The following is a 19,398-nucleotide window of genomic DNA, read 5'->3' as shown; positions in this document are numbered from 1 at the left end:
ACAAAAGAAATGTCAATCACTTTTTTTCGACGCTGGCTGACCGTTCTTCTGCTTACCGTTCCGATAGGGGCACTGTATGCACAGGAATACCGATACGAAATCGGAGGGATGGGCGGTGGTGCGTTTTATATGGGCGACGCCAATAAGAATGCGGTGCTGAAAGGACTCAATCCGTCGATCGGAATGATGTTTCGGTATAATGCGAACTTTCGGATCGCCTTCAAAGGGAATCTGACTTGGGCGCAGTTATCGGGCAGCACGAACGGACTCGAGAATGTATTCCCCAACGGATTGCAGACGTCGTTTACACGAAACGTCTTCGATCTGGGAGGACAGTTCGAGTTCAATTTTTTTCCCTACAGCGATAAGTTTCCGTACTTAAATACGAGACGGATCGCCCCTTATCTGCTGTTCGGAGTCGGTGGCACGGTTGCTCCGGGGGACGGCGGGACATTTGCCGGCCTGAATATCCCGATCGGTGCAGGAGTGAAATATAAACTAAAGAACCGGGTCAACCTCGGCATGGAAATTTCTGTCCGCAAGTTGTTTGGTGACGGATTAGATAACAAGGAGCTAAATGCTCCTTACAAGATAAAGAGCAGTGTGATGAAGAATCAGGATTGGTATACGCTCATGACACTGTTCTTAACGTGGGATTTCGGTCCACGCAACCGGAAATGCAACAGCGCCAAAGGCATTGATGTATTGATGGGATTATCGAAACATTAGACGGAAAGAAAAAAGATGTCAGTGATAGAACAGATCGACAGAGACCGCTTGCCACAGCACGTGGCAATTATTATGGACGGGAACGGCCGGTGGGCGAAAGAGCGCGGGAAAGACCGAAGCGAAGGCCACCGCGAAGGGGTCGTCTCCGTACGTAAGGTGGTGGAAGCAGCGACAACCCTCGGGCTACGGTACCTGACGGTCTACACGTTCTCTATGGAAAACTGGGACCGTCCCGAAGCAGAGGTGCATGCACTGATGGGACTGATGGTCGCAGCCATTCACCGGGAGACGCCGGACTTGATGAAAAATAACGTGCGCCTGATGGCTATCGGCGACCTAGATCGTCTGCCCCACGAGGTACGGACAACACTCTGCGAGTGTCTGCGCCAAACGTCGGTCAACACGGGTACCACCTTAGTGCTGGCCTTAAGCTATTCGTCGCGCTGGGAGATTCTGCACGCTGTAAAAGCACTGACCGAAGAAGCCGCCTGCGGACAACTCCGCGCCGAAGAGGTAACGGAAGAGCTTTTTGCAAGCCGTCTGACTACACGCGACATCCCCGATCCGGATTTGTTGATTCGCACCGGAGGAGAACAGCGCATCAGCAATTTTCTACTGTGGCAGTTATCGTATGCCGAACTTTATTTTACCGAGATATACTGGCCTGATTTCAGAGAAGAAGAATTCTATCAGGCCATCCGGTCTTACCAGCAGCGCGAGCGGCGCTTCGGCAAGACAAGCGATCAATTAAATCAATCATAACGAACCATGTGTATGTATAAAAAAATACGCTTGCTAATGACAGCCCTGTTGGGCGTGACGGTGTGGGGAGGTACGGCGCAAATAAACGGCACCGTACTGTCGGACCTGATCCCGTCGGAGGTAAAAGACACCGTATCGAAAGGCGAAGTGCCTGACGTCTCTTATTCACTCACCCCGAAACGTTATACGATTGCCGGTATTCAGGTGACGGGCGCAAGAAACTACGACGACTTCGTGCTGATCGGTTTCTCCGGATTGTCTGTCGGAGATGAGGTATCGATTCCGGGCGATGAGATAACGGGAGCGGTCAAGCGTTTTTGGAAACACGGACTGTTCTCGGATGTCAAAATCCTGGCCTCCCGTATCGAGGACGGCAAAGTATGGTTGGAGATTCGCCTGAAACAACGCCCGCGTATTTCCGAAATTCATTATAACGGCGTGAAAAAAAGCGAACGGGAAGATTTGGAAGTAAAACTCGGCTTGCGTAAAGGACATCAGATTACGCCGAATGTCTTAGACCGTGCGGAGACGCTTATCAAAAAATACTTTGATGCCAAAGGCTTTAAAAACATTGAGGTCGACATGGTGCAGCGCAACGATGTATCAAAAGAAGGCGAAGTCATACTCGAAGTAAATATCGACAAGAACCAAAAGACGAAAATAGAGGAGATTCATCTTATCGGCAACGAAGCGCTGTCGGATTTCACGCTGAAGAAGGCAATGAAAAAGACAAACGAGAAATTCGATCTTTCCAAACGCTTTCGGCTCAGCTGGATGGAACTTTTCAGCACGAAGAAATTCACGAGCGAAGAGTATGAGAACGATAAGAAGAACCTCATCGACAAGTATAACGAATTCGGTTACCGCGATGCGACGATCGTATCAGACAGCATCGTAACCATCAGCGATAAACACATAAGCATCTACCTGACTATCGACGAAGGGCACAAGTACTACTTGAAAGATATCCAGTTTGTAGGAAATACGAAATACCCGACCGAACAATTAGCGACCCTGCTGAACATGAAAGCCGGCGATGTCTACAACCAGAAAAAGTTGCAGGAGCGCCTGCAGTCCGACGATGATGCCGTTTCAAACGTGTATTATAATAACGGGTATCTCTTTTTCTATGCCGACCCGGTGGAAGTAGAAGTCGATAACGATTCCATCTCGCTCGAGATTCGTATTCAGGAAGGGCCGCAGGCAACGATCAACAAGATCATCATCAACGGAAACGACCGCTTGTACGAAAACAACATTCGCAGGGAATTACGTACGAAGCCGGGACAACTCTTCAGTCGTGAAGACTTGATTCGTTCTGCACGCGAGATTGCACAGACAGGACACTTCGATCCGGAAAATATGAATCCCGAGCCGATTCCCAACCCGGACAACGGAACGGTAGATATCCGATATAACCTGACCTCAAAAGCCAATGATCAGGTCGAGCTTTCGGCCGGATGGGGTCCGACCGGACTTTTGGGAAAGGTGAGTTTGAAATTCAATAACTTCTCGGTGAAGAATCTTTTTCACCCGGGTACATATCGCGGGATCATCCCACAGGGCGAAGGGCAGACGTTCACCATCAGCGGGCAGACAAGCGGGAAATACTTCCAGTCGTACAGCATCTCTTTCCTTGATCCGTGGTTCGGAGGCAAACGCCCCAATACGTTCTCGGCAAGCGCCTATTATTCGAAGATTACGGACTTCAACAATCGCTTCCTCAATGATCGCTTGTCGAGGTTTAATCCTTATATGGGTGGCTATTACGGAGGCCGTTCGGGATATTATGGCGATGGAGGATCCGGTTTCTACGAATCGGCTTACGACCCCGATAAATACATGCAAATGATTGGAATCAATTTGGGCTTCGGAAAGCGTTTGAGTTGGCCGGACGATTATTTCTACACCATGCTGACATTGAATTACCAGTTGTACAGCCTGAAAAATTGGGATCGCTACTTCCTGATCAAGGATGGCGTTTGTCACAAAATCAGTGTTGACCTGAGTCTGCAACGCAGCTCGGTCGATAACCCGTTGTACACGCGTTACGGTTCACAGTTCGTTGCTTCCGTTTCGCTGACTCCGCCTTATTCGCTCTTCGACGGAAAAGATTATGCCAAGATCACCGACCCTGCAGAGAAGCATAAACTCATCGAATACCACAAATGGAAATTTCAAGGTAAGGTTTTCTTCCCACTCGCCCCGCTGCCGCAAAACAACGGTCCGAAGCGTACGCCCGTCTTGATGTCGCGTGTGGAATACGGCTTTTTGGGGTATTTCAACAAGAACAAAATCTCGCCGTTTGAAACGTTTCAGGTCGGTGGCGACGGGATGACCGGCTACTCCAGCTATTATGCAACGGAGATGATCGCTCTGCGCGGATACGATAACATGTCGTTGGCCGGTCAGAACGAGCAAGTCCCCGAGGGCTATGCGTATTCACGTCTGTCGATGGAATTGCGTTATCCATTTATTTTGGAACCGTCGTCCACAATTTACGGACTGGCTTTTGTGGAAGCCGGAAATGCATGGAAAACGGTGAAAGATTTTCATCCGTTCGATCTAAAACGTTCGGCCGGTGTCGGCGTACGTATCTTCCTCCCGATGATTGGGATGATGGGCATCGATTGGGCTTACGGATTCGACAAACCTTACGGGTATCATAAAACCGGCGGAAGTCATTTCCATTTTATCTTAGGACAAGAGTTTTAACGTAATTTAGAATGTACAAATCAAACCATCCGCAAGTTTTAGAGTCAACAGGAACAGATCATTTTTTTAAGGATAAGGATTATGAAAAGAAAAAGTATTTTGCTCATAAGCATGGCGCTGTTATGCTCGGTAGCATCAATGGCACAGAAATTCGCACTCGTCGATATGGAATATATTCTGAAAAATATTCCGGCGTATGAAATGACGAACGAACAGTTGTCACAGCTTTCAAAGAAATGGCAGAACGAAATCGAAGCCATTCAGCAGGAAGCTCAAAACATGTACAAGACCTACCAGAGCGATCTTGTTTTTCTCTCAGCCGAGATGAAGACGAAGCGCGAGGAAGAGATTGTGAAAAAAGAACAGCAGGCGCAGGAGCTGAAACGGAAATATTTCGGAGCCGACGGCGAACTGTATAAGAAACGCGAGAGCCTGATGAAACCGATTCAGGACGAGATCTACAATGCCGTCAAAGAGATCGCTTCGAACAAAGGTTATCAAATGGTCGTCGATCGCGCTTCGGCCGGCAGCGTGATCTTCGCTTCGCCTCAAATAGACATCAGTAACGAAGTGTTGATGAAGTTGGGATATTCGAAATAAATTCGTACCTTTGGACGCTTGTTGGATAAAACGAACTATTTAATTTTATAAAGATCATAGAGAAATGAAGAAGTTAATCGTGCTGATTTTTATGCTCCTTCCGTTAGGAGTCTTTGCACAGGACAAAATCGCGATTGTGAACACGGCCGATATTTTCAATATCATGCCGGAAGTTTCTGCAGTCGAAAAACAATTGGCAACGCTCAACGAACAGTATGAAAAGGAATTTAAGACGATGCAGGACGAATACACGAAGAAGTATTCGGAATATATGTCGCAGCAGGATTCGTTGACGGAAAACATTAAGTTGCGTCGTCAGCAGGAGATTCAGGATCTGGAGACCCGTATTCAGAACTTCGTACCGGTGGCTCAGCAGGAGATGCAGAAGAAACAGCAGGAACTGTATGCTCCGATCCAGCAAAAGATGCAGGATGCCATCAAAGCGGTGGGCGATGAAAAAGGATACACCTACATACTGAACCCGCAAGTATTGCTTTACAAGGGGAATGATGCGGTTGATGCGACCGATTTTGTGAAAGCTAAACTCGGTATTAAATAACGTTTTAAGGTTCGTATAATCATAATGGAAAAGGAGGATGCCTTCGCCACGGGTGCGAACGGCATTCTTTTTTTATAGGAAGGATGAAGGCAATCGGTCTATTTGATTCGGGTTACGGCGGACTGACCATCTTCGAGAAAATCCGGCAGGAGCTTCCCGACTACGACTATATCTATTTGGGCGATAATGCACGGACTCCATACGGTACGCGCTCGTTCGAGGTGGTTTATCAGTTTACGCGCGAAGCCGTAAGGCACTTGTTTGACGAAGGTTGTCCGCTCGTCATTCTGGCATGCAACACGGCATCGGCCAAGGCGCTGCGAACGATTCAGCAGCGTGACTTGCCCTGTTGGGACGACCCTGCACGGCGTGTGCTCGGCGTCATCCGCCCGACGGTGGAGGTCGTAGACAGCCTCAGCCGGACAAAACATATCGGGGTGCTGGGGACAACCGGCACGATTGCTTCACGGTCGTACATGTTAGAGCTGAACAAGCTGTTCCCGTCCGTTACGGTCGTCGGCGAAGCATGCCCCATGTGGGTGCCGTTAGTCGAAAACAACGAGTTCGATTCGCCCGGCGCGGATTACTTCGTCAAGCAGCATATCGACCGTCTGCTGGCAAAGGATGAGAGGATCGACACGATCATTCTCGGTTGCACGCACTACCCGTTGCTGATCGATAAGATACGCCGATACCTGCCGGCCGGCATCACCCTCTTCTCCCAAGGCGAACAGGTGGCTGCAAGCCTGAAGGATTACCTGAGACGCCATCCCGAAATGGATGCACGACTGAGCAGAGGGACACATTGCCGGTTTCAGACCACCGAGTCGGCCGAACGGTTTATGGGTGCAGCCTCTCTCTTCCTGAAGCAAACCATTGATACGGTAGAACAGATTGCCCTGCCGGGATAATCCGAGTTTATGATCATGAGGTATATACGTCTTCTGCCCCTGTGCATCGTATGGATAATATCAGTCCTGTTGCCTCCGGCAAGCCTGCATGCCCAATCGTTGGATGCCCAACTGAAAGCGGCAGGATACGTCGATGTATGCGAGGAGGCTCCGTCCATCCGTATACAGCTCAAATATGCGACATCCGATAATTTTATGGGTCGCAGCGTCTATCAGGGAATGACCAAAGCATGGCTGCATCCCGATGCAGCACAGAAGCTCCACCGTGCACAACGCATCCTGCAACGCGAAAAACCGGGTTATACGCTACTCGTATATGATGCCGCCCGTCCGATGTCGGTACAACGCATCATGTGGAATTTAGTGCGCGGCACGAACAAGACGTATTACGTGTCTAATCCAGCTAAGGGAGGCGGCTTGCACAACTACGGCATGGCCGTCGACCTGACCATCGTCGATGCTTCAGGGAAGCTGCTGCCCATGGGTACGCCTTACGATTTCTTCGGGACGGAAGCCCATACCGACAAGGAGGAAGCGCTTGTGCAGACAGGTAAAATGACACAAAAAGAGTTGACCAATCGCCGATTGTTACGCCGGGTGATGAAAGAGGCAGGCTTCCGCACCGTCAAAAGCGAGTGGTGGCATTTCAACGCCTGCTCGCGTGAGACGGCACGCGCCCGCTACCGGCTGATCGAATAAAACGAAATCACACTACGTGCTTGCCAAACGGAGTCAATGCCAGTCCGGCCAGCTTAAAATGCTGCTTCCCGAAAGGAATGCCGATCAGAGTAAGACAAAGCAACATACCGAAAAACAGATGGGTCAGGCAAATCCCTAACCCGCCGAAACAAATCCAGAGGATATTCATGATGACCGAAAGACAACCGCTCGATCCACCCTGATCGACTACCCGTCGCCCAAACGGCCACAACATCAGCGCGGAAAGCTTAAGTGTCTGCAAACCAAAAGGAATGCCGATAATCGTGATGATCATCAGGAAGCTCGCAAGCAAATATTCGATGGCTGCGAGAAGGCCTCCGCAAATCAGCCAGATCAGATTGCCCAATATCTTCATTTTTTCGTGTACGTTAATGTTATTGCCGGACAAAGATACGAAAATGATTCAATCGTGCCTTTTCAGGATACGGTGTGGCAGTTCGCCATGCCCTACTAACTCGATCGGACAACGGTACACTTCATCCATCCACTCTTCCGAGACATCGGCTCCGGGATGATAATGCAGCGATTCGTTTACGCAAGCGACGTTCTTTACCAACGAGAGCACCGTGCCTACATCGTGCGAGACGAGGACGACGGCCGTGTCTTGATTGATCTCGCGCAACAAGTCGTACAGCTTCGACTCGAATTTCTGATCGACGTATGTATTCGGTTCGTCGAGAATAAGCATCTGCGGCCGCGAAACGATGGCGCGTCCCAGCATCACGCGTTGCAACTCACCACCGGACAGCTCGCCGATCGCTCGTCTGCTCAAAGCATCTAACCCCATCCATACGATCACCTCGGCAACACGCTGTTGCTGTTGCTTCGAGAGGTGACGAGCACCTCTCGTCTGCGCCATCAATCCCGAAGCAATCACTTCGCGTACCGAGATCGGAAAGCGCTTATCGATTTTATTGATCTGCGGGAGGTAACCGATATTCAACGACGCAACGGGCTGCCCGTCGCGATAGAACGCAACGGTTCCTGCTACCGGTTTCAGCAGTCGCAGGATGACTTTGAGCAGCGTCGTTTTCCCTCCTCCGTTCGGACCGATGATTCCCAAGAAATCGTTTTCCCATACCGTCAGCCCGACATCGCGCAAGACAACTTTCGTATCGTAAGCAGCCGTAATATGTTCGAGGGTAAGTAGCTTGTTCATAGGTATAGGTATCCGTTAAGGGGTTGCGAGCGATTCCGCAATACGAAGCATCTCCGTCTTCCAATCGGCCGACAGCGGATGGATCGTTACGATACGTGCTCCGATCTCGGCAGCCAGTGATTCGGCATGTTTACGGTCAAACTCCTGCTGCACGAAGACAACCCGTACACCGGCTTCACGCGCCTCGTCGACAAGCGCCCTCATCGAAGCGGCCGACGGCTCTTTGCCGTCTGCCTCGATCGAGAGCTGCGTCAACCCGTACTCGTCGGCAAAATAAGTCAGCGTCGGATGGTAGATAACGAATGTGCGGTGCGACAACGTGTCGAGCATGGCGTGCAGGACACGTCCGGTCGAATCGATCTCGGCCGTCAGCGCACGGAAATTCGTTTCGTAGTCCGAAGCATGCGCCGGATCGATCGCACATAAAGCGTCCAACGTATTACGGGCAATGATCTGTGCCGTGCGCGTGGCATTCCAGATATGCGGATCCGTCGCGCTGTGATCGTGATGATGATGATGTGTGCATTGTCCTTCTATCCACGTAACACCCTCGGACAAATCGAAAACGCGTAGATGCGGATTGTTCTCCCGAATCGTCGACATCCATGCCCTCTCGAAACCGATACGCCCGATGCGCAGATACGCTTGGCTCTCGGCCACAGCCATCATCTCGCGCGGCGTCGGTTCATACGTCTCCGGACTTTGACCGGCCGGCACAACCGTATGCACATTCCAGTGCTTGCCGGCAATGCGTTCGACGAAATAACGCTGCGGCTCCATCGTCACCGTCAGGCGCTGTCCGTGCAACGCCTTGTGCCCTCCCCCGCAAGCCGTAAGCAGGAAAAACGGCGCAACAAGTGCGGTCATCACGCCTTTCTTCAGCCATTTGCGACCGAGATAACGCACCGGATACCACGACGACAAGCCACCTATCGCAAAAACCGTAACGAAGATGGCCAGAATATCCCACGGAGCAATACGCACCGGGTAATTATCACTGACAAAAGCCCCCGCGCTACCTAACTTGATGACACCGTAATATTGTTGAATCAGACAGAGAGCTACGCCGATCACGATACCGACCAACGCCCCCAGCACCGGGATCATACAGCCCTCGGTCAAAAAAATACGGCGTATCAGACTGTCGTCGGCCCCCATGCTGCGCAGCATCCGTACATCGCCTTCTTTCTCGATCATCAGCATCGACAACGAGCTGACGACGTTGAATAATGCAATCGTCAAGATAAACGCCAGAATCAGGAACGTCATCCATTTCTCCACCTGCATCATCTTAAACGATGCTTCCTGTTGTTCATAGCGATTCTGCACCCTGAACCCGTCGCCGAGTATCGTGCGAATCTCCTGCTGCACGGCTTTCGTATCGGCCTGCGACGAAAGTTTGAGTTCTAACGCCGATACTTCCTTCTCGTAGCGAAGCATCGAACGCATCAGTCCGATAGGGAGAATCAGGTAATTCTCGTCATACGAAGGCTGATTAAGGCAAAAGACCCCCCCGATAAACGCATATTCGATCTGAAACGAGGTAGCCGGATTGGCCATGTTCACCCGCTCGTCACGCTTGGGAGCGTAAATCTCCATCGGCGACGTAAACGCCGCATTAACACCTAACGAAGAAGCCAGACCAATCCCCATCACCCCATACGATGTCTCACCTTCCTGCAAGACGAAACGTCCGTCGACTAACACCGTATCAATCGATACCATGTGATGAAACGCGTCGTCTACTCCTTTCGCCACGGCAACCTGCTGACGGTCGTGGTAACGTACCAGTACATGGTCCTGCAATACCCCGGTGCACATCACCACCTCTTTCAACTCCCTGACTTGACGCACGGCCGGGCTGTCGGGATCGAACACCTTACCGACGGCCGGCGTAATCTTCAACTCCGGATCGAAATTGCCGAACATCGACGCAACTAAATCGTTAAAACCGTTGTAGACCGACAGCACACATACGAGCGCAACAGTAGCGACCGCCACACTGCACACCGAAATCATCGAGATGATATTGATGGCATTATGCGATTTCTTCGCAAACAAATAACGGCGGGCGATAAAAAACGGAAGATTCAACGGATAATTATTTTTTTAAGAGATGGTCGATGTTCTCCACATAATCGAGCGAATCGTCAAGGAAGAAAATCAACTCCGGAATCCTCCGCAGTTGCAGACGCACCCGCTGACCGAGATCGTAACGGATCGTCTTCTTATTCGCCTCGATGGCTTCCATCAGCATCGAGCTCTTCTCCGAAGGGAAAATGCTCAAAAAGACCTTAGCCACGCTCAAGTCCGCACTTACCCGTACCGTACTCACCGAAACGAGGGTGCCCGGCATACCTTTCGTCTGCTTCTGAAACAGGTCGCCTAACTCTTTTTGAAGCAACCTCCCGATTTTATTTAACCTTGTTCCTTCCATGTCCTGTCCTTTTTTATGAGATCATCGTCATGTTTTATTCTTACAGAGAAGGAGAGGAATAATTACTCATGTAAAAACAAAAAACATGTGCAACTTCCTCCCCTATCTATGAAGTACCTGACAAAGGTACGATAAAATAAAGAAATTCCAATTCATCCGACAATGACGGATCACTCCTTTTTCAGCCCTATCACCTTATCCCAACTTTCGATCCATCCTATTTATGAAAACCTATCTCAACCCATACCGGTGAATGATCAGAAGCAAGGGGCTCAACCTCTACTTTTGACTTTAAAACTTGATATGGATATGAAAAATCCTTCTTAATTAAAATATAATCGATACATTTCGTGGGATGTACAGAGGGACAGGTATACTCCTTCTCATTGTTAAGAACCTCCCAGGTTAATTTTAATTCTTGTATCTCCCGGTCATTCGGTGCTGCATTCAGGTCACCTGCCAGAAAAACAGGTTTATCCGTGTATTTAGCAGCTAATTCATTGATTAATTCTACGGAGGCCATTCTGTCTTCACGGGTTAGCGACCAATGGGTACAGCAAATCACATAATCATCCGTTTCTACAAGTAACATGCTGCGTTCCTCTTCTCTTCCCGGTAAAGGAATCGCTTCTTTCTTTATCGGTTTCTCTTTTGTGAGAATGCCGATACCGTATTTCCCGCCATCGTATTCAATCGAAGCATTAAACACGGCATACATTTTCGTTCTTCGGGCTATTTCATCCAAGACAAAGTCTCCGTTGCTGCGCATGGTTGCACTGTCTAATTCCTGTATGGCGACACAGTCAGCCGAAACTCGCCGGATCACCCCTGCGACTCGATCATAGTCTGTAACATCATCTGTTCCTCTTGCATTTCGTATGTTATAACTTAAAATTTTTACCTTCTCAACACCTGCATTATACTGTATCCGTTTATCGGCCGAATCAGAATAAATAAAAGATGCCAACAAGAAAAGGCAAAAGACACTTTGTAAAATATGCATCTGTTTCATTTTTAATATATTTTGAAAATCAAATCAATACACTGTTATCATTCATCACAGCCCATCCTTCCAACCGGGGTTTTGTGTTAAACTCGGGTTTAACAAACGTTCGCTTATCGGGATGGGATAAAGATACTACACTCTCTTTATCCCGATTGGTTCACCAGCTGACCGGCCAAATCATTTACCAATCGGGGTTTTGAACTAACTTTCCTTTATTTTTATCAATTTCAGACTGAGGTATCGGCCATAGATAGTGTTTTTTCTCGAATTTATATGTGACTGGTGCATCAGCAACTGCATTAAGTACGGAAATAGCTGTTTTCCATCGCTTTAAGTCAAAGTAGCGATGCCCTTCAAAGGCAAGCTCTATTCTTCGTTCATTCCGTATTTTATTTCTCATTTGTTCCTTGCTTAGCTTTGGAGGAAGTTCAGGCATTAATGCACGTTTACGGATAGCATTAATACTTTTATACACTAATTCTGTCGGACCATTCAGTTCATTCTCAGCCTCTGCTAACATCAATAATACATCTGCATAACGCATAATGACCCAATCTTGCTGACTTTTCGTATTATAACCGAAAGGAGGGGGCAGATTAGGAGATAAAAACTTATACAGACCAGCTCCTGTAGGTTTGGCATTTCCTCCTGTATATTCGCTTCCATTGATGATGTATTTTTCAATAAAGACAGTTTTAGCCAACCGTGGATCACGATCTGCTAACGAGGTATTAGAGAAAGCCTCAAGGTCAATTAGAAATTTGCTCCCTGCCTTTTTGGGAATCGGTTGTCCCGGGGTACCGTCTCTCATCTCAAAAGTTTCCAAAAAATTAATGAGAGGGCTTACAACTAACCAATCGGCATACCACATGTCTGCCGAACTGGATGTATTCGGTGCCAAAAACTTTATCGACATCATAATTTCCGGTGAAGACTCTTGCTTTAGATCATTAAAATTATCAGAAAAATCATTTGCTAATGCATAGCCTTTTATTTCACCCAAGAGCGTTTTCGCTTCAGTCATCTTATTCGTGATCATATTGCCTTCCTCATCGTATGCCGTAAAAAGAATCATCCGTGCTTTGTAGGCTTTTGCCGCATTCTTGGTCCATCGTCCTTTCGATTCACTATAAGTTTGATCAGGCAGGTTATCTATGGCAAAACTGATATCATCCATTATAAATTTATATACATCACTCATCGGCTTTTTCTCTTGATATTGTGTTTCAAGATTCAGCGGTTCACTAATAATTGGCACTTCTCCATATCCACGGTACAAATAGCTGTAAAAATATGCACGTAGCATTCTTGCTTCCGCTTCATACTGTTTTTTAATTATATCGTTCAATTTGTCAATTTTTTTCAGTTTGTCTAAAAAAATATTGACCGTAGCAATGTCAGCAAACGCATCCGTATAGACTGCAGATATGAAGCCATCGGAGGAAGGTTCGATATTTCCCATGACCATATTAGTTGTCATGCCATATTGCCTTTCAGCGTGTTGTCCGTATCCGTTATCGGTGAGATTGTCCCAACACGGCGTCGAGAACGAAAACAAGTCTCGATGCATAGCTCCATAGCAAGCTGTGAGTGCTAAATTGATGTCCTCACTTGTTTTCCAAAATGTTTCCGACGATGGCCTGTCATTCGGATTTATATCTAAATCTCCGCAAGATGTCAGGCCTGAAATCATGATTAATAGATATATTCCTATCCGTTTCATTTTTTTATATGATCAAAATTCAACATTAATTCCAAAAGATACAATTTTATTCTGGGGGTACTGAACAAATCTCCCGTCACCGGCACGTTCCGGATCGAGCCCCTTATATTGGGTAAATGTAAGGAGATTGTCTCCGGAAAAATAAAGTCTTATTTTTTCGATATTCATTTTTGACAGCAATGATTGAGGAAGAGTATACCCAATAGTGAGATTCTTCAGCCTTAAAAATGATGCATCTTGTAGAAACCATGTACTGGGTCGACGATTCGGGTTTGTTCCCTCCCATCCGAAATATATACGCGGATATTCATTTGAAGTACCGGGGCCTGTCCACCGATTCTTTACATAATCCAATGTCGGAGCAGCACCTTGAATAAACGGTTCTAAGCCCCATCCTTCCGTATAGATGCGCCGTCCCTGTACTCCTTGAAAAAGAAAAGATAAATCGATGCCTTTCCATGAAACATTTCCGTTAAACGAATATTCAAATTTGGGAAATCTGCCGGGAATAATTGTACGGTCTTCATTATTGATTACCCCATCTTGGTTTACATCCCGATATTTCAGATCACCGGGTTTGAATTCACCGGAGAATTGTTTCGGAGAATTGTCGATCTCTTCCTGTGTTTGGAATATACCGATTGCTTCGAGCATATAAAATGAATTATATGGAAGATCATTTTCTCGTATCACGTATCCGCTGATCTCTCTTGAACCGAACTTCAGGAGCTTGTTTTTAAACAGGTCGATATAAAACCCGCCACTGTATTCCAATCCGGAAAAAATACCTTTAGTCATTCGGTCACTGTATTGTATGGACAATTCATGTCCCAGATTCAACATATCGCCGCCATTGACAAAAGGTGCTCCTAATCCAAGTGAACCTGTGACTTGGGCTTGGCGTAAGATATCGTAGGTATGTTTACGATACCAATCGTACGTAATATTTAGCTTTCCGAACAACTGCAAATCAATACCAACATCCGTCACTGCCGTCGATTCCCACTTCAACGCCGGATTAGCAAGGGCTGATTGTGCGACTCCAGGGCTCAAGGTGTTATTGTCGAATGTGTAATCGCCTGTGAAATTCAGCAGATCCTGATAGGGATAAGGATATGCATAACGGAACGGCGTATCGTTATTCAGATAAATATTTTGATTACCGAGTAATCCGTAAGAAAATCTTAGTTTAGTGCTTGTCAACCAATTATATATCTGATTTTTTTTGATAAAATCTTCTTCTGTTATCCTCCACGCGCCTGAAAAAGAAGGGAAGGCACCCCACCGAAAATCTCTGGCAATCCTTGATGTCCCATCATAGCGTATATTCGCTTCGAGTAAATATCGATCTCGATAATTATAGTTTAAACGACCGAAATAGGAACGTAATGCCCATTCTGTTGTATTTCCCCAAGCATTTTGCACAGCTGTGGCACCGGCATTTAACTCAAGCAAGTTATTTGTTACATATTTTTGACGATATCCTCTCAAAAATTGGTAATTGTCATATTCATAGCTATATCCACCCTGTAATCCAAAATGATGCGTATTGTTCAAACAAAAATCATATTTCAGATAAGTAAAAAAGTTCGTATAATACTCTCTGCTGTTTTGAGCAATCAGTCCTTCACCCCCAACATCAAGTGTACGAGCAAATTTCCCTGTATGATAGTTATAAGTATTTACAACAGGCCTCCAATCTTTAAAGGATATATCACTCAAGTTTATCGCCATTTTAGAATACCAACTCAGTCCTTTAGCCAATTGAATATCCGTCCAGATTTGTGATGAGACATCATAATCGGTTGTTTTTCTCAGGACATCATTTTCCACAATTGCTACCATATTCTTATTATGGCTCTCAAAATCATATGCAGAATTTACATATTTTCCATCAGGTAAAAACGGCATATAGGTAGGGGCTTGCGATAACGTGGACAGAAAAGCATCATCATGATTCTGGCGTGGATTCTTTTGATCTCCTTTTTCCAATGCTATATTTACGCCAACCGTAATCCATTCTTTCAGATTAGATTTTACATTTACTCTGAAATTATATTTATCGAAGTGAAACCCTTTCATTGTACCCGGTTGACGGATGTATCCCATTGTGATATTATATGTTACACCTTTGTTTCCGCCGTTTAAAGAGAGGCTGTGATTTTGTACGAGTGCCGGATTGAACATATAGTCCAGCCAATCGAAATTGGGATATTTTACCCTATCGGTTGCATTACGATACGTGTCGATCATTTCTTGGGTATATAAACCTGTTGATATCCCCGAATTTTTCTTTGCTTCATTAAACAACTCCATATATTCAGCCGAGTTCACAACAACTTTCAGCATTTTAGTAGGCGTGTGGATACCCCAGTTGGCATTATAGTTAATTTTAAAACCTCTGTCACGACCTGTTTTTGTGGTAACAAGCACTACGCCATTTGCAGCCCGCGCACCGTAGATAGATGCTGAAGCTGCATCTTTCAATACAGAAATATTTTCGATATCATTGGCGTTCAGTTTCGACAATGAACCTGGAATTCCATCGATCAGTACCAGCGGGTCAGAACCTGCATTACTGTATGTTCCTTGACCGCGTACGCGAATTTGAGTCGACTCATTCCCGGGCTGTCCCAATCCTTGAACAATACGAACACCCGGCATTTGTCCTTGCAGCATGGTGGTTGGATTAGTTACCGGACGCTTAATCATCTCGTCGCCTGATACGGAAGATACAGCTCCTGTCAGATTTACTTTCTTTTGCACACCATACCCCACCACGACAACTTCCTCCAGTGCCTTCGTGTCATCTTTCAAGACGATGTGCATATTTGCGCCGCCTGCAGGCACTTCCTGCGTCAGATAGCCGATGTAAGAAACTACAAGTATCGCTTTATCCGGAACCGACAGCGAAAACATTCCATCGACATCCGTTATCGTTCCGTTGCCCGGTACTCCCTTTTCGATTATATTGGCTCCGATCACCGGCTCTCCTCTCTCGTCCCTCACAATCCCGGATATCGTCTTTACCGGGGTATCGGGACCTACTCCTTTTACCGGCAATCGCGTCAGCACAATCTGTTTGTTTTTTAACGTATACGTGATATCCGTACCGACAAACAATTGCGATAAGGCGTCGGGCAATTCTTTGTTCTGTACATCGATGCTGACTCTACGGGTAACATCTAATCGATCTTTGTTATACAAAAAACGATAGCTTGTTTGCGTCTCGATAGCGGATAAGACCTGTTCTAAGGGTACATCCTGCAACCTCAACGACAGGGAGGTCTGCGCTTCGGCACAGTAAACTTCCAGGTAAAACAGGAAAAACATACACAGAAGAAAGGTTGTCCGACGATAAGCCGAAAACGATGCTCCTCTTCTCTTTCTTTCGAATGAAACGGTTAGTGCTGTCATGTGTTCTATATTTAGATAATTAACATAGATTTTTTAACGCTTTACATATTTAAGACGTTTCAAAAGAAAAATCCCACATTTTTTCTTTCATTTTTGGCGTATCAAAGTGTTTATCCGGGAGTATATCTGCTGAAAATCAAATAAAAAAGACCAAATATGCCTCTTCCATCCATAATAAGTAGAATAAGAAAACTGTCTTTCATTATAGAAAAGAAGTTTATATGTCGGAGGTTCGAAAGGCCGTTGATAGGAAAAAGAGATTTAATCGGTACGATATACGTCAATGATTTTTTTCGGCTTTCGTCTTTCTCCCTTGAAATCATAACGGATCGGAGCCGAGATTCGCAGCAGCTCCAGAATTTCGTCCAGTGACTCTTGTTCGAAAGTTGCGTGATAGTGTTGTTGGGCGAGTACAGGGTCTTTTACACATATATCGACGTTATATGTTCTTGCGACTCGTTTGAAGATATTCTCAAGAGTTTCATCATGGAATATAAGTATTCCTTCTCTCCATCTGCCATACGATAAGGCATCGATCTGTCGCATACGGCCTTTTTCCGTATTTTTATTCCACACAAATTGATTGCCCGCTTTCATTTCCCGTATTCCTTCCCGATGAAGTAAATCGACCGAAACCTTCCCTTGTTCCAAGGTGACAGTACAAAGCGTATCGGAAGGATAGGCCTCTACATTGAATCCGGTTCCGGTTGCGTTGATACTCATATCCCCTGCTTTGACGACAAAAGGGTGTATGCGGTCCGCTTCAATCTCAAAAAAAGCTTCGCCGGTCAAGGAGGTTTCCCGTGTATCTTTCACAAAAGGAAGCGTATACAATAACTTACTGCCGGAATTTAACCAGACGGTTGATCCGTCGGGCAACGAAATCCGGCTGTACGTACCGGGGGGCGTCTGGATTTCCTGATGGGAGCATGCAGCATCTTTTGCAGCAGGACGACTGAAAAACAGATACACGGATAACAGTAACAACGGAACGACAATGACTGCGGAGATTCGTTGCCACCATATCGGAAAGGCCATACGATATCGCTGTCTTCTTCTTATTTTCTTCCATACGTTAGCCTCCGCCTGATCCGTGTTCACCGCCCGGGAAGAGAAAGCCGGTCGTGCCGCATCCCAGACACTCTTCATTTTCACGAACGCAGACTTGTTCACTCTGTCATCGTGATACCATTTTTTCAGTTGTTCCTCCTCTTTGGCAGAAATCGTTCCGTCAAAGAGTTTCACTACCAGTATTTCTATGTCTCGTTCCAATTTCAGATATATTTTCTTTGATCAGTCTATGTTGTTCTTTTATGAAAAGACGTTTCCATGATGACTTTCCCACACCTCAAAATTACCAATAAACTATAAAAGTAATCCAGAAAAGAAAATCACTCAAAAAATGACGCAGAAATTTCAATGCTTTGGCCATTCGCTCCTCGACAGTTCTCTCCGATAGATGCAATTCTGTTGCTATTCCTTTATTTTTCAACCCCTTATTGTGTCTCAATACAAATACGTTACGGTACTCTTCAGGCAGTCTGTCCAAACCTTCTCTCAGCCGGTTTTCAAGATCGGAATATAAGATATATTCTTCTGTTTCCCAATGACGGTCTATTCTTGAAAAAGCCATGTATTCGGCATGTACTCTGACCACTCCGTCATGTCGCAACTCATCTAAACAGCCGTTCCGAACCGATTGTAATAAAAAACCTTTGATGGAAGTTTTAATAACTCTCTCGTTACGCCGGTTCCACAAATCCGTGAACACATTCTGTACGATATCTTCACAAAGTTCCTTCCGATCGGGGAGAATTGTTCCGGCAAATAACACCAGATCCCTGTAGTATTTACGGAACAGAGACGAAAACGCTTCTTCATCCCCTTCCTTTAAATAATCGAATATCTGTTGCTCATCTGACATTTTGTATCGCCAATTAAGTACCTCACGCACAGTCTACGTATACGGATGATTTTTGTGTCCGACTTGAGACGGGCGAGTGCAACGAATCTCCCTGTCGTTATTTTTTCCAGATCAGTGTCAGGCCATCGCGCAGAGGGAGGATTACCTTCTCGACTCGCTCATCGTCCTTTATTTTTTTATTAAAGGCTAAAATGCCCTGAGTCTGAGTGTCGGACGAAAGAGTCTTTTCCTCCGCCACCTTTCCCGACCAGAGCGTATTATCGGCAAGAATCAGCCCCCCGGGACGCACCCGCGGAAAAACCATCTCGTAGTAAGTGGAGTAATCACGCTTATCCGCATCGATATACACCATATCGAACGTCTCGTCAAGCTTCGGAAGCACATCGCGTATGTCCCCCCAATGAGGGTGAATCTTCTTCTTGTCGGGAGACTGTTCGAAATAAAACCGGAAGAACGGTTCCATCTCGTCGTTGATCTCGACCGTATGGATGACCGCATCCTCATCAATCCCTTCGGCCATGCAAAACGTAGCATATCCCGTGTACGTTCCGATCTCCAAGATTCGTTTGGGACGAAGTATGCGGCAGAACATTTTCAGCGCGCGGCCCTGCAACGGCCCCGCAATCATACGCGGACGGAGCAGTTTCACATGAGCGTCACGGTTCAGCTTCGCCAGCATGGGAGGCTCGGCATCGCTATGTTGGAGAATATAATCTTCAATGCCCATGTCGGTAGT

16 protein-coding genes and 3 pseudogenes are annotated in these 19,398 nt (G+C 46.5%); 7 read left to right on the top strand and 12 right to left on the bottom strand.

Translation table 11 applies throughout. From position 1 onward, the window contains the following. Positions 1-9 precede the first annotated feature (9 nt). From porG to Tanf_RS09745, 7 genes are all read left to right on the top strand, one after another. A complete protein-coding gene (gene porG, locus Tanf_RS09775; protein ID WP_014224802.1) occupies positions 10-729 on the top strand; it encodes a type IX secretion system protein PorG in 720 nt (239 codons plus the stop codon). 15 nt (positions 730-744) lie between these two features. After that, positions 745-1,491, top strand: a complete 747-nt coding sequence (uppS, locus tag Tanf_RS09770) for an undecaprenyl pyrophosphate synthase (protein ID WP_046825746.1) — start codon at positions 745-747, stop codon at positions 1,489-1,491. A 12-nt stretch (positions 1,492-1,503) separates the two neighbouring features. Next, positions 1,504-4,206 (top strand): BamA/OMP85 family outer membrane protein, encoded by a 2,703-nt coding sequence (locus Tanf_RS09765; RefSeq protein ID WP_014224804.1) that lies wholly within the window; start codon positions 1,504-1,506, stop codon positions 4,204-4,206. Positions 4,207-4,287: 81 nt separating this feature from the next. Continuing rightward, a complete protein-coding gene (locus Tanf_RS09760) occupies positions 4,288-4,806 on the top strand; it encodes an OmpH/Skp family outer membrane protein (protein ID WP_046825745.1) in 519 nt (172 codons plus the stop codon). A gap of 64 nt (positions 4,807-4,870) precedes the next feature. Continuing rightward, positions 4,871-5,365 carry an OmpH/Skp family outer membrane protein gene (locus Tanf_RS09755; protein WP_014224806.1) on the top strand — a complete coding sequence of 165 codons (495 nt, stop codon included), beginning with the start codon at positions 4,871-4,873 and terminating at the stop codon, positions 5,363-5,365. Between the two features lie 83 nt (positions 5,366-5,448). After that, positions 5,449-6,276, top strand: a complete 828-nt coding sequence (gene murI, locus Tanf_RS09750) for a glutamate racemase (protein WP_014224807.1) — start codon at positions 5,449-5,451, stop codon at positions 6,274-6,276. A gap of 15 nt (positions 6,277-6,291) precedes the next feature. Then, complete coding sequence (locus Tanf_RS09745; RefSeq protein WP_231964428.1) at positions 6,292-6,975, top strand: M15 family metallopeptidase; 684 nt, start codon at positions 6,292-6,294, stop codon at positions 6,973-6,975. A 7-nt stretch (positions 6,976-6,982) separates the two neighbouring features. Here Tanf_RS09745 and Tanf_RS09740 read toward each other — a convergent pair whose 3' ends face one another. The 12 genes and pseudogenes from Tanf_RS09740 to Tanf_RS09695 form a co-directional block, all read right to left on the bottom strand. Beyond that, positions 6,983-7,351 (bottom strand): YccF domain-containing protein, encoded by a 369-nt coding sequence (locus tag Tanf_RS09740; protein WP_014224809.1) that lies wholly within the window; start codon positions 7,349-7,351, stop codon positions 6,983-6,985. A 48-nt stretch (positions 7,352-7,399) separates the two neighbouring features. Beyond that, complete coding sequence (locus tag Tanf_RS09735; protein ID WP_046825743.1) at positions 7,400-8,155, bottom strand: metal ABC transporter ATP-binding protein; 756 nt, start codon at positions 8,153-8,155, stop codon at positions 7,400-7,402. Positions 8,156-8,170: 15 nt separating this feature from the next. Further along, a pseudogene (locus Tanf_RS15610) lies at positions 8,171-8,929 on the bottom strand (metal ABC transporter solute-binding protein, Zn/Mn family); the annotation flags it as partial. 102 nt (positions 8,930-9,031) lie between these two features. Beyond that, positions 9,032-10,249 (bottom strand): annotated as a pseudogene (locus Tanf_RS15605) (FtsX-like permease family protein); the annotation flags it as partial. A gap of 7 nt (positions 10,250-10,256) precedes the next feature. Continuing rightward, positions 10,257-10,592, bottom strand: a complete 336-nt coding sequence (gene rbfA / locus Tanf_RS09725; RefSeq protein ID WP_046825742.1) for a 30S ribosome-binding factor RbfA — start codon at positions 10,590-10,592, stop codon at positions 10,257-10,259. A gap of 217 nt (positions 10,593-10,809) precedes the next feature. After that, positions 10,810-11,604, bottom strand: coding sequence for an endonuclease/exonuclease/phosphatase family protein (locus Tanf_RS09720; protein ID WP_052449078.1), 795 nt, complete (start codon positions 11,602-11,604; stop codon positions 10,810-10,812). Positions 11,605-11,649: 45 nt separating this feature from the next. Then, positions 11,650-11,724 (bottom strand): annotated as a pseudogene (locus Tanf_RS16170) (hypothetical protein); the annotation flags it as partial. A gap of 55 nt (positions 11,725-11,779) precedes the next feature. Then, positions 11,780-13,321, bottom strand: a complete 1,542-nt coding sequence (locus tag Tanf_RS09715) for a RagB/SusD family nutrient uptake outer membrane protein (protein WP_046825741.1) — start codon at positions 13,319-13,321, stop codon at positions 11,780-11,782. A gap of 12 nt (positions 13,322-13,333) precedes the next feature. Then, positions 13,334-16,654, bottom strand: a complete 3,321-nt coding sequence (locus tag Tanf_RS09710; protein WP_236684428.1) for a TonB-dependent receptor — start codon at positions 16,652-16,654, stop codon at positions 13,334-13,336. 345 nt (positions 16,655-16,999) lie between these two features. Further along, a complete protein-coding gene (locus Tanf_RS09705; protein ID WP_140230683.1) occupies positions 17,000-18,010 on the bottom strand; it encodes a FecR family protein in 1,011 nt (336 codons plus the stop codon). An 82-nt stretch (positions 18,011-18,092) separates the two neighbouring features. Continuing rightward, complete coding sequence (locus Tanf_RS09700; RefSeq protein ID WP_014224817.1) at positions 18,093-18,662, bottom strand: RNA polymerase sigma-70 factor; 570 nt, start codon at positions 18,660-18,662, stop codon at positions 18,093-18,095. Between the two features lie 97 nt (positions 18,663-18,759). Continuing rightward, positions 18,760-19,389, bottom strand: coding sequence for an O-methyltransferase (locus tag Tanf_RS09695; RefSeq protein ID WP_014224818.1), 630 nt, complete (start codon positions 19,387-19,389; stop codon positions 18,760-18,762). Positions 19,390-19,398 lie beyond the last annotated feature (9 nt).

This window comes from Tannerella forsythia, assembly GCF_001006485.1.
Lineage (GTDB): Bacteria > Bacteroidota > Bacteroidia > Bacteroidales > Tannerellaceae > Tannerella > Tannerella forsythia.
This window is presented reverse-complemented; position numbering and strand designations above follow the sequence as displayed.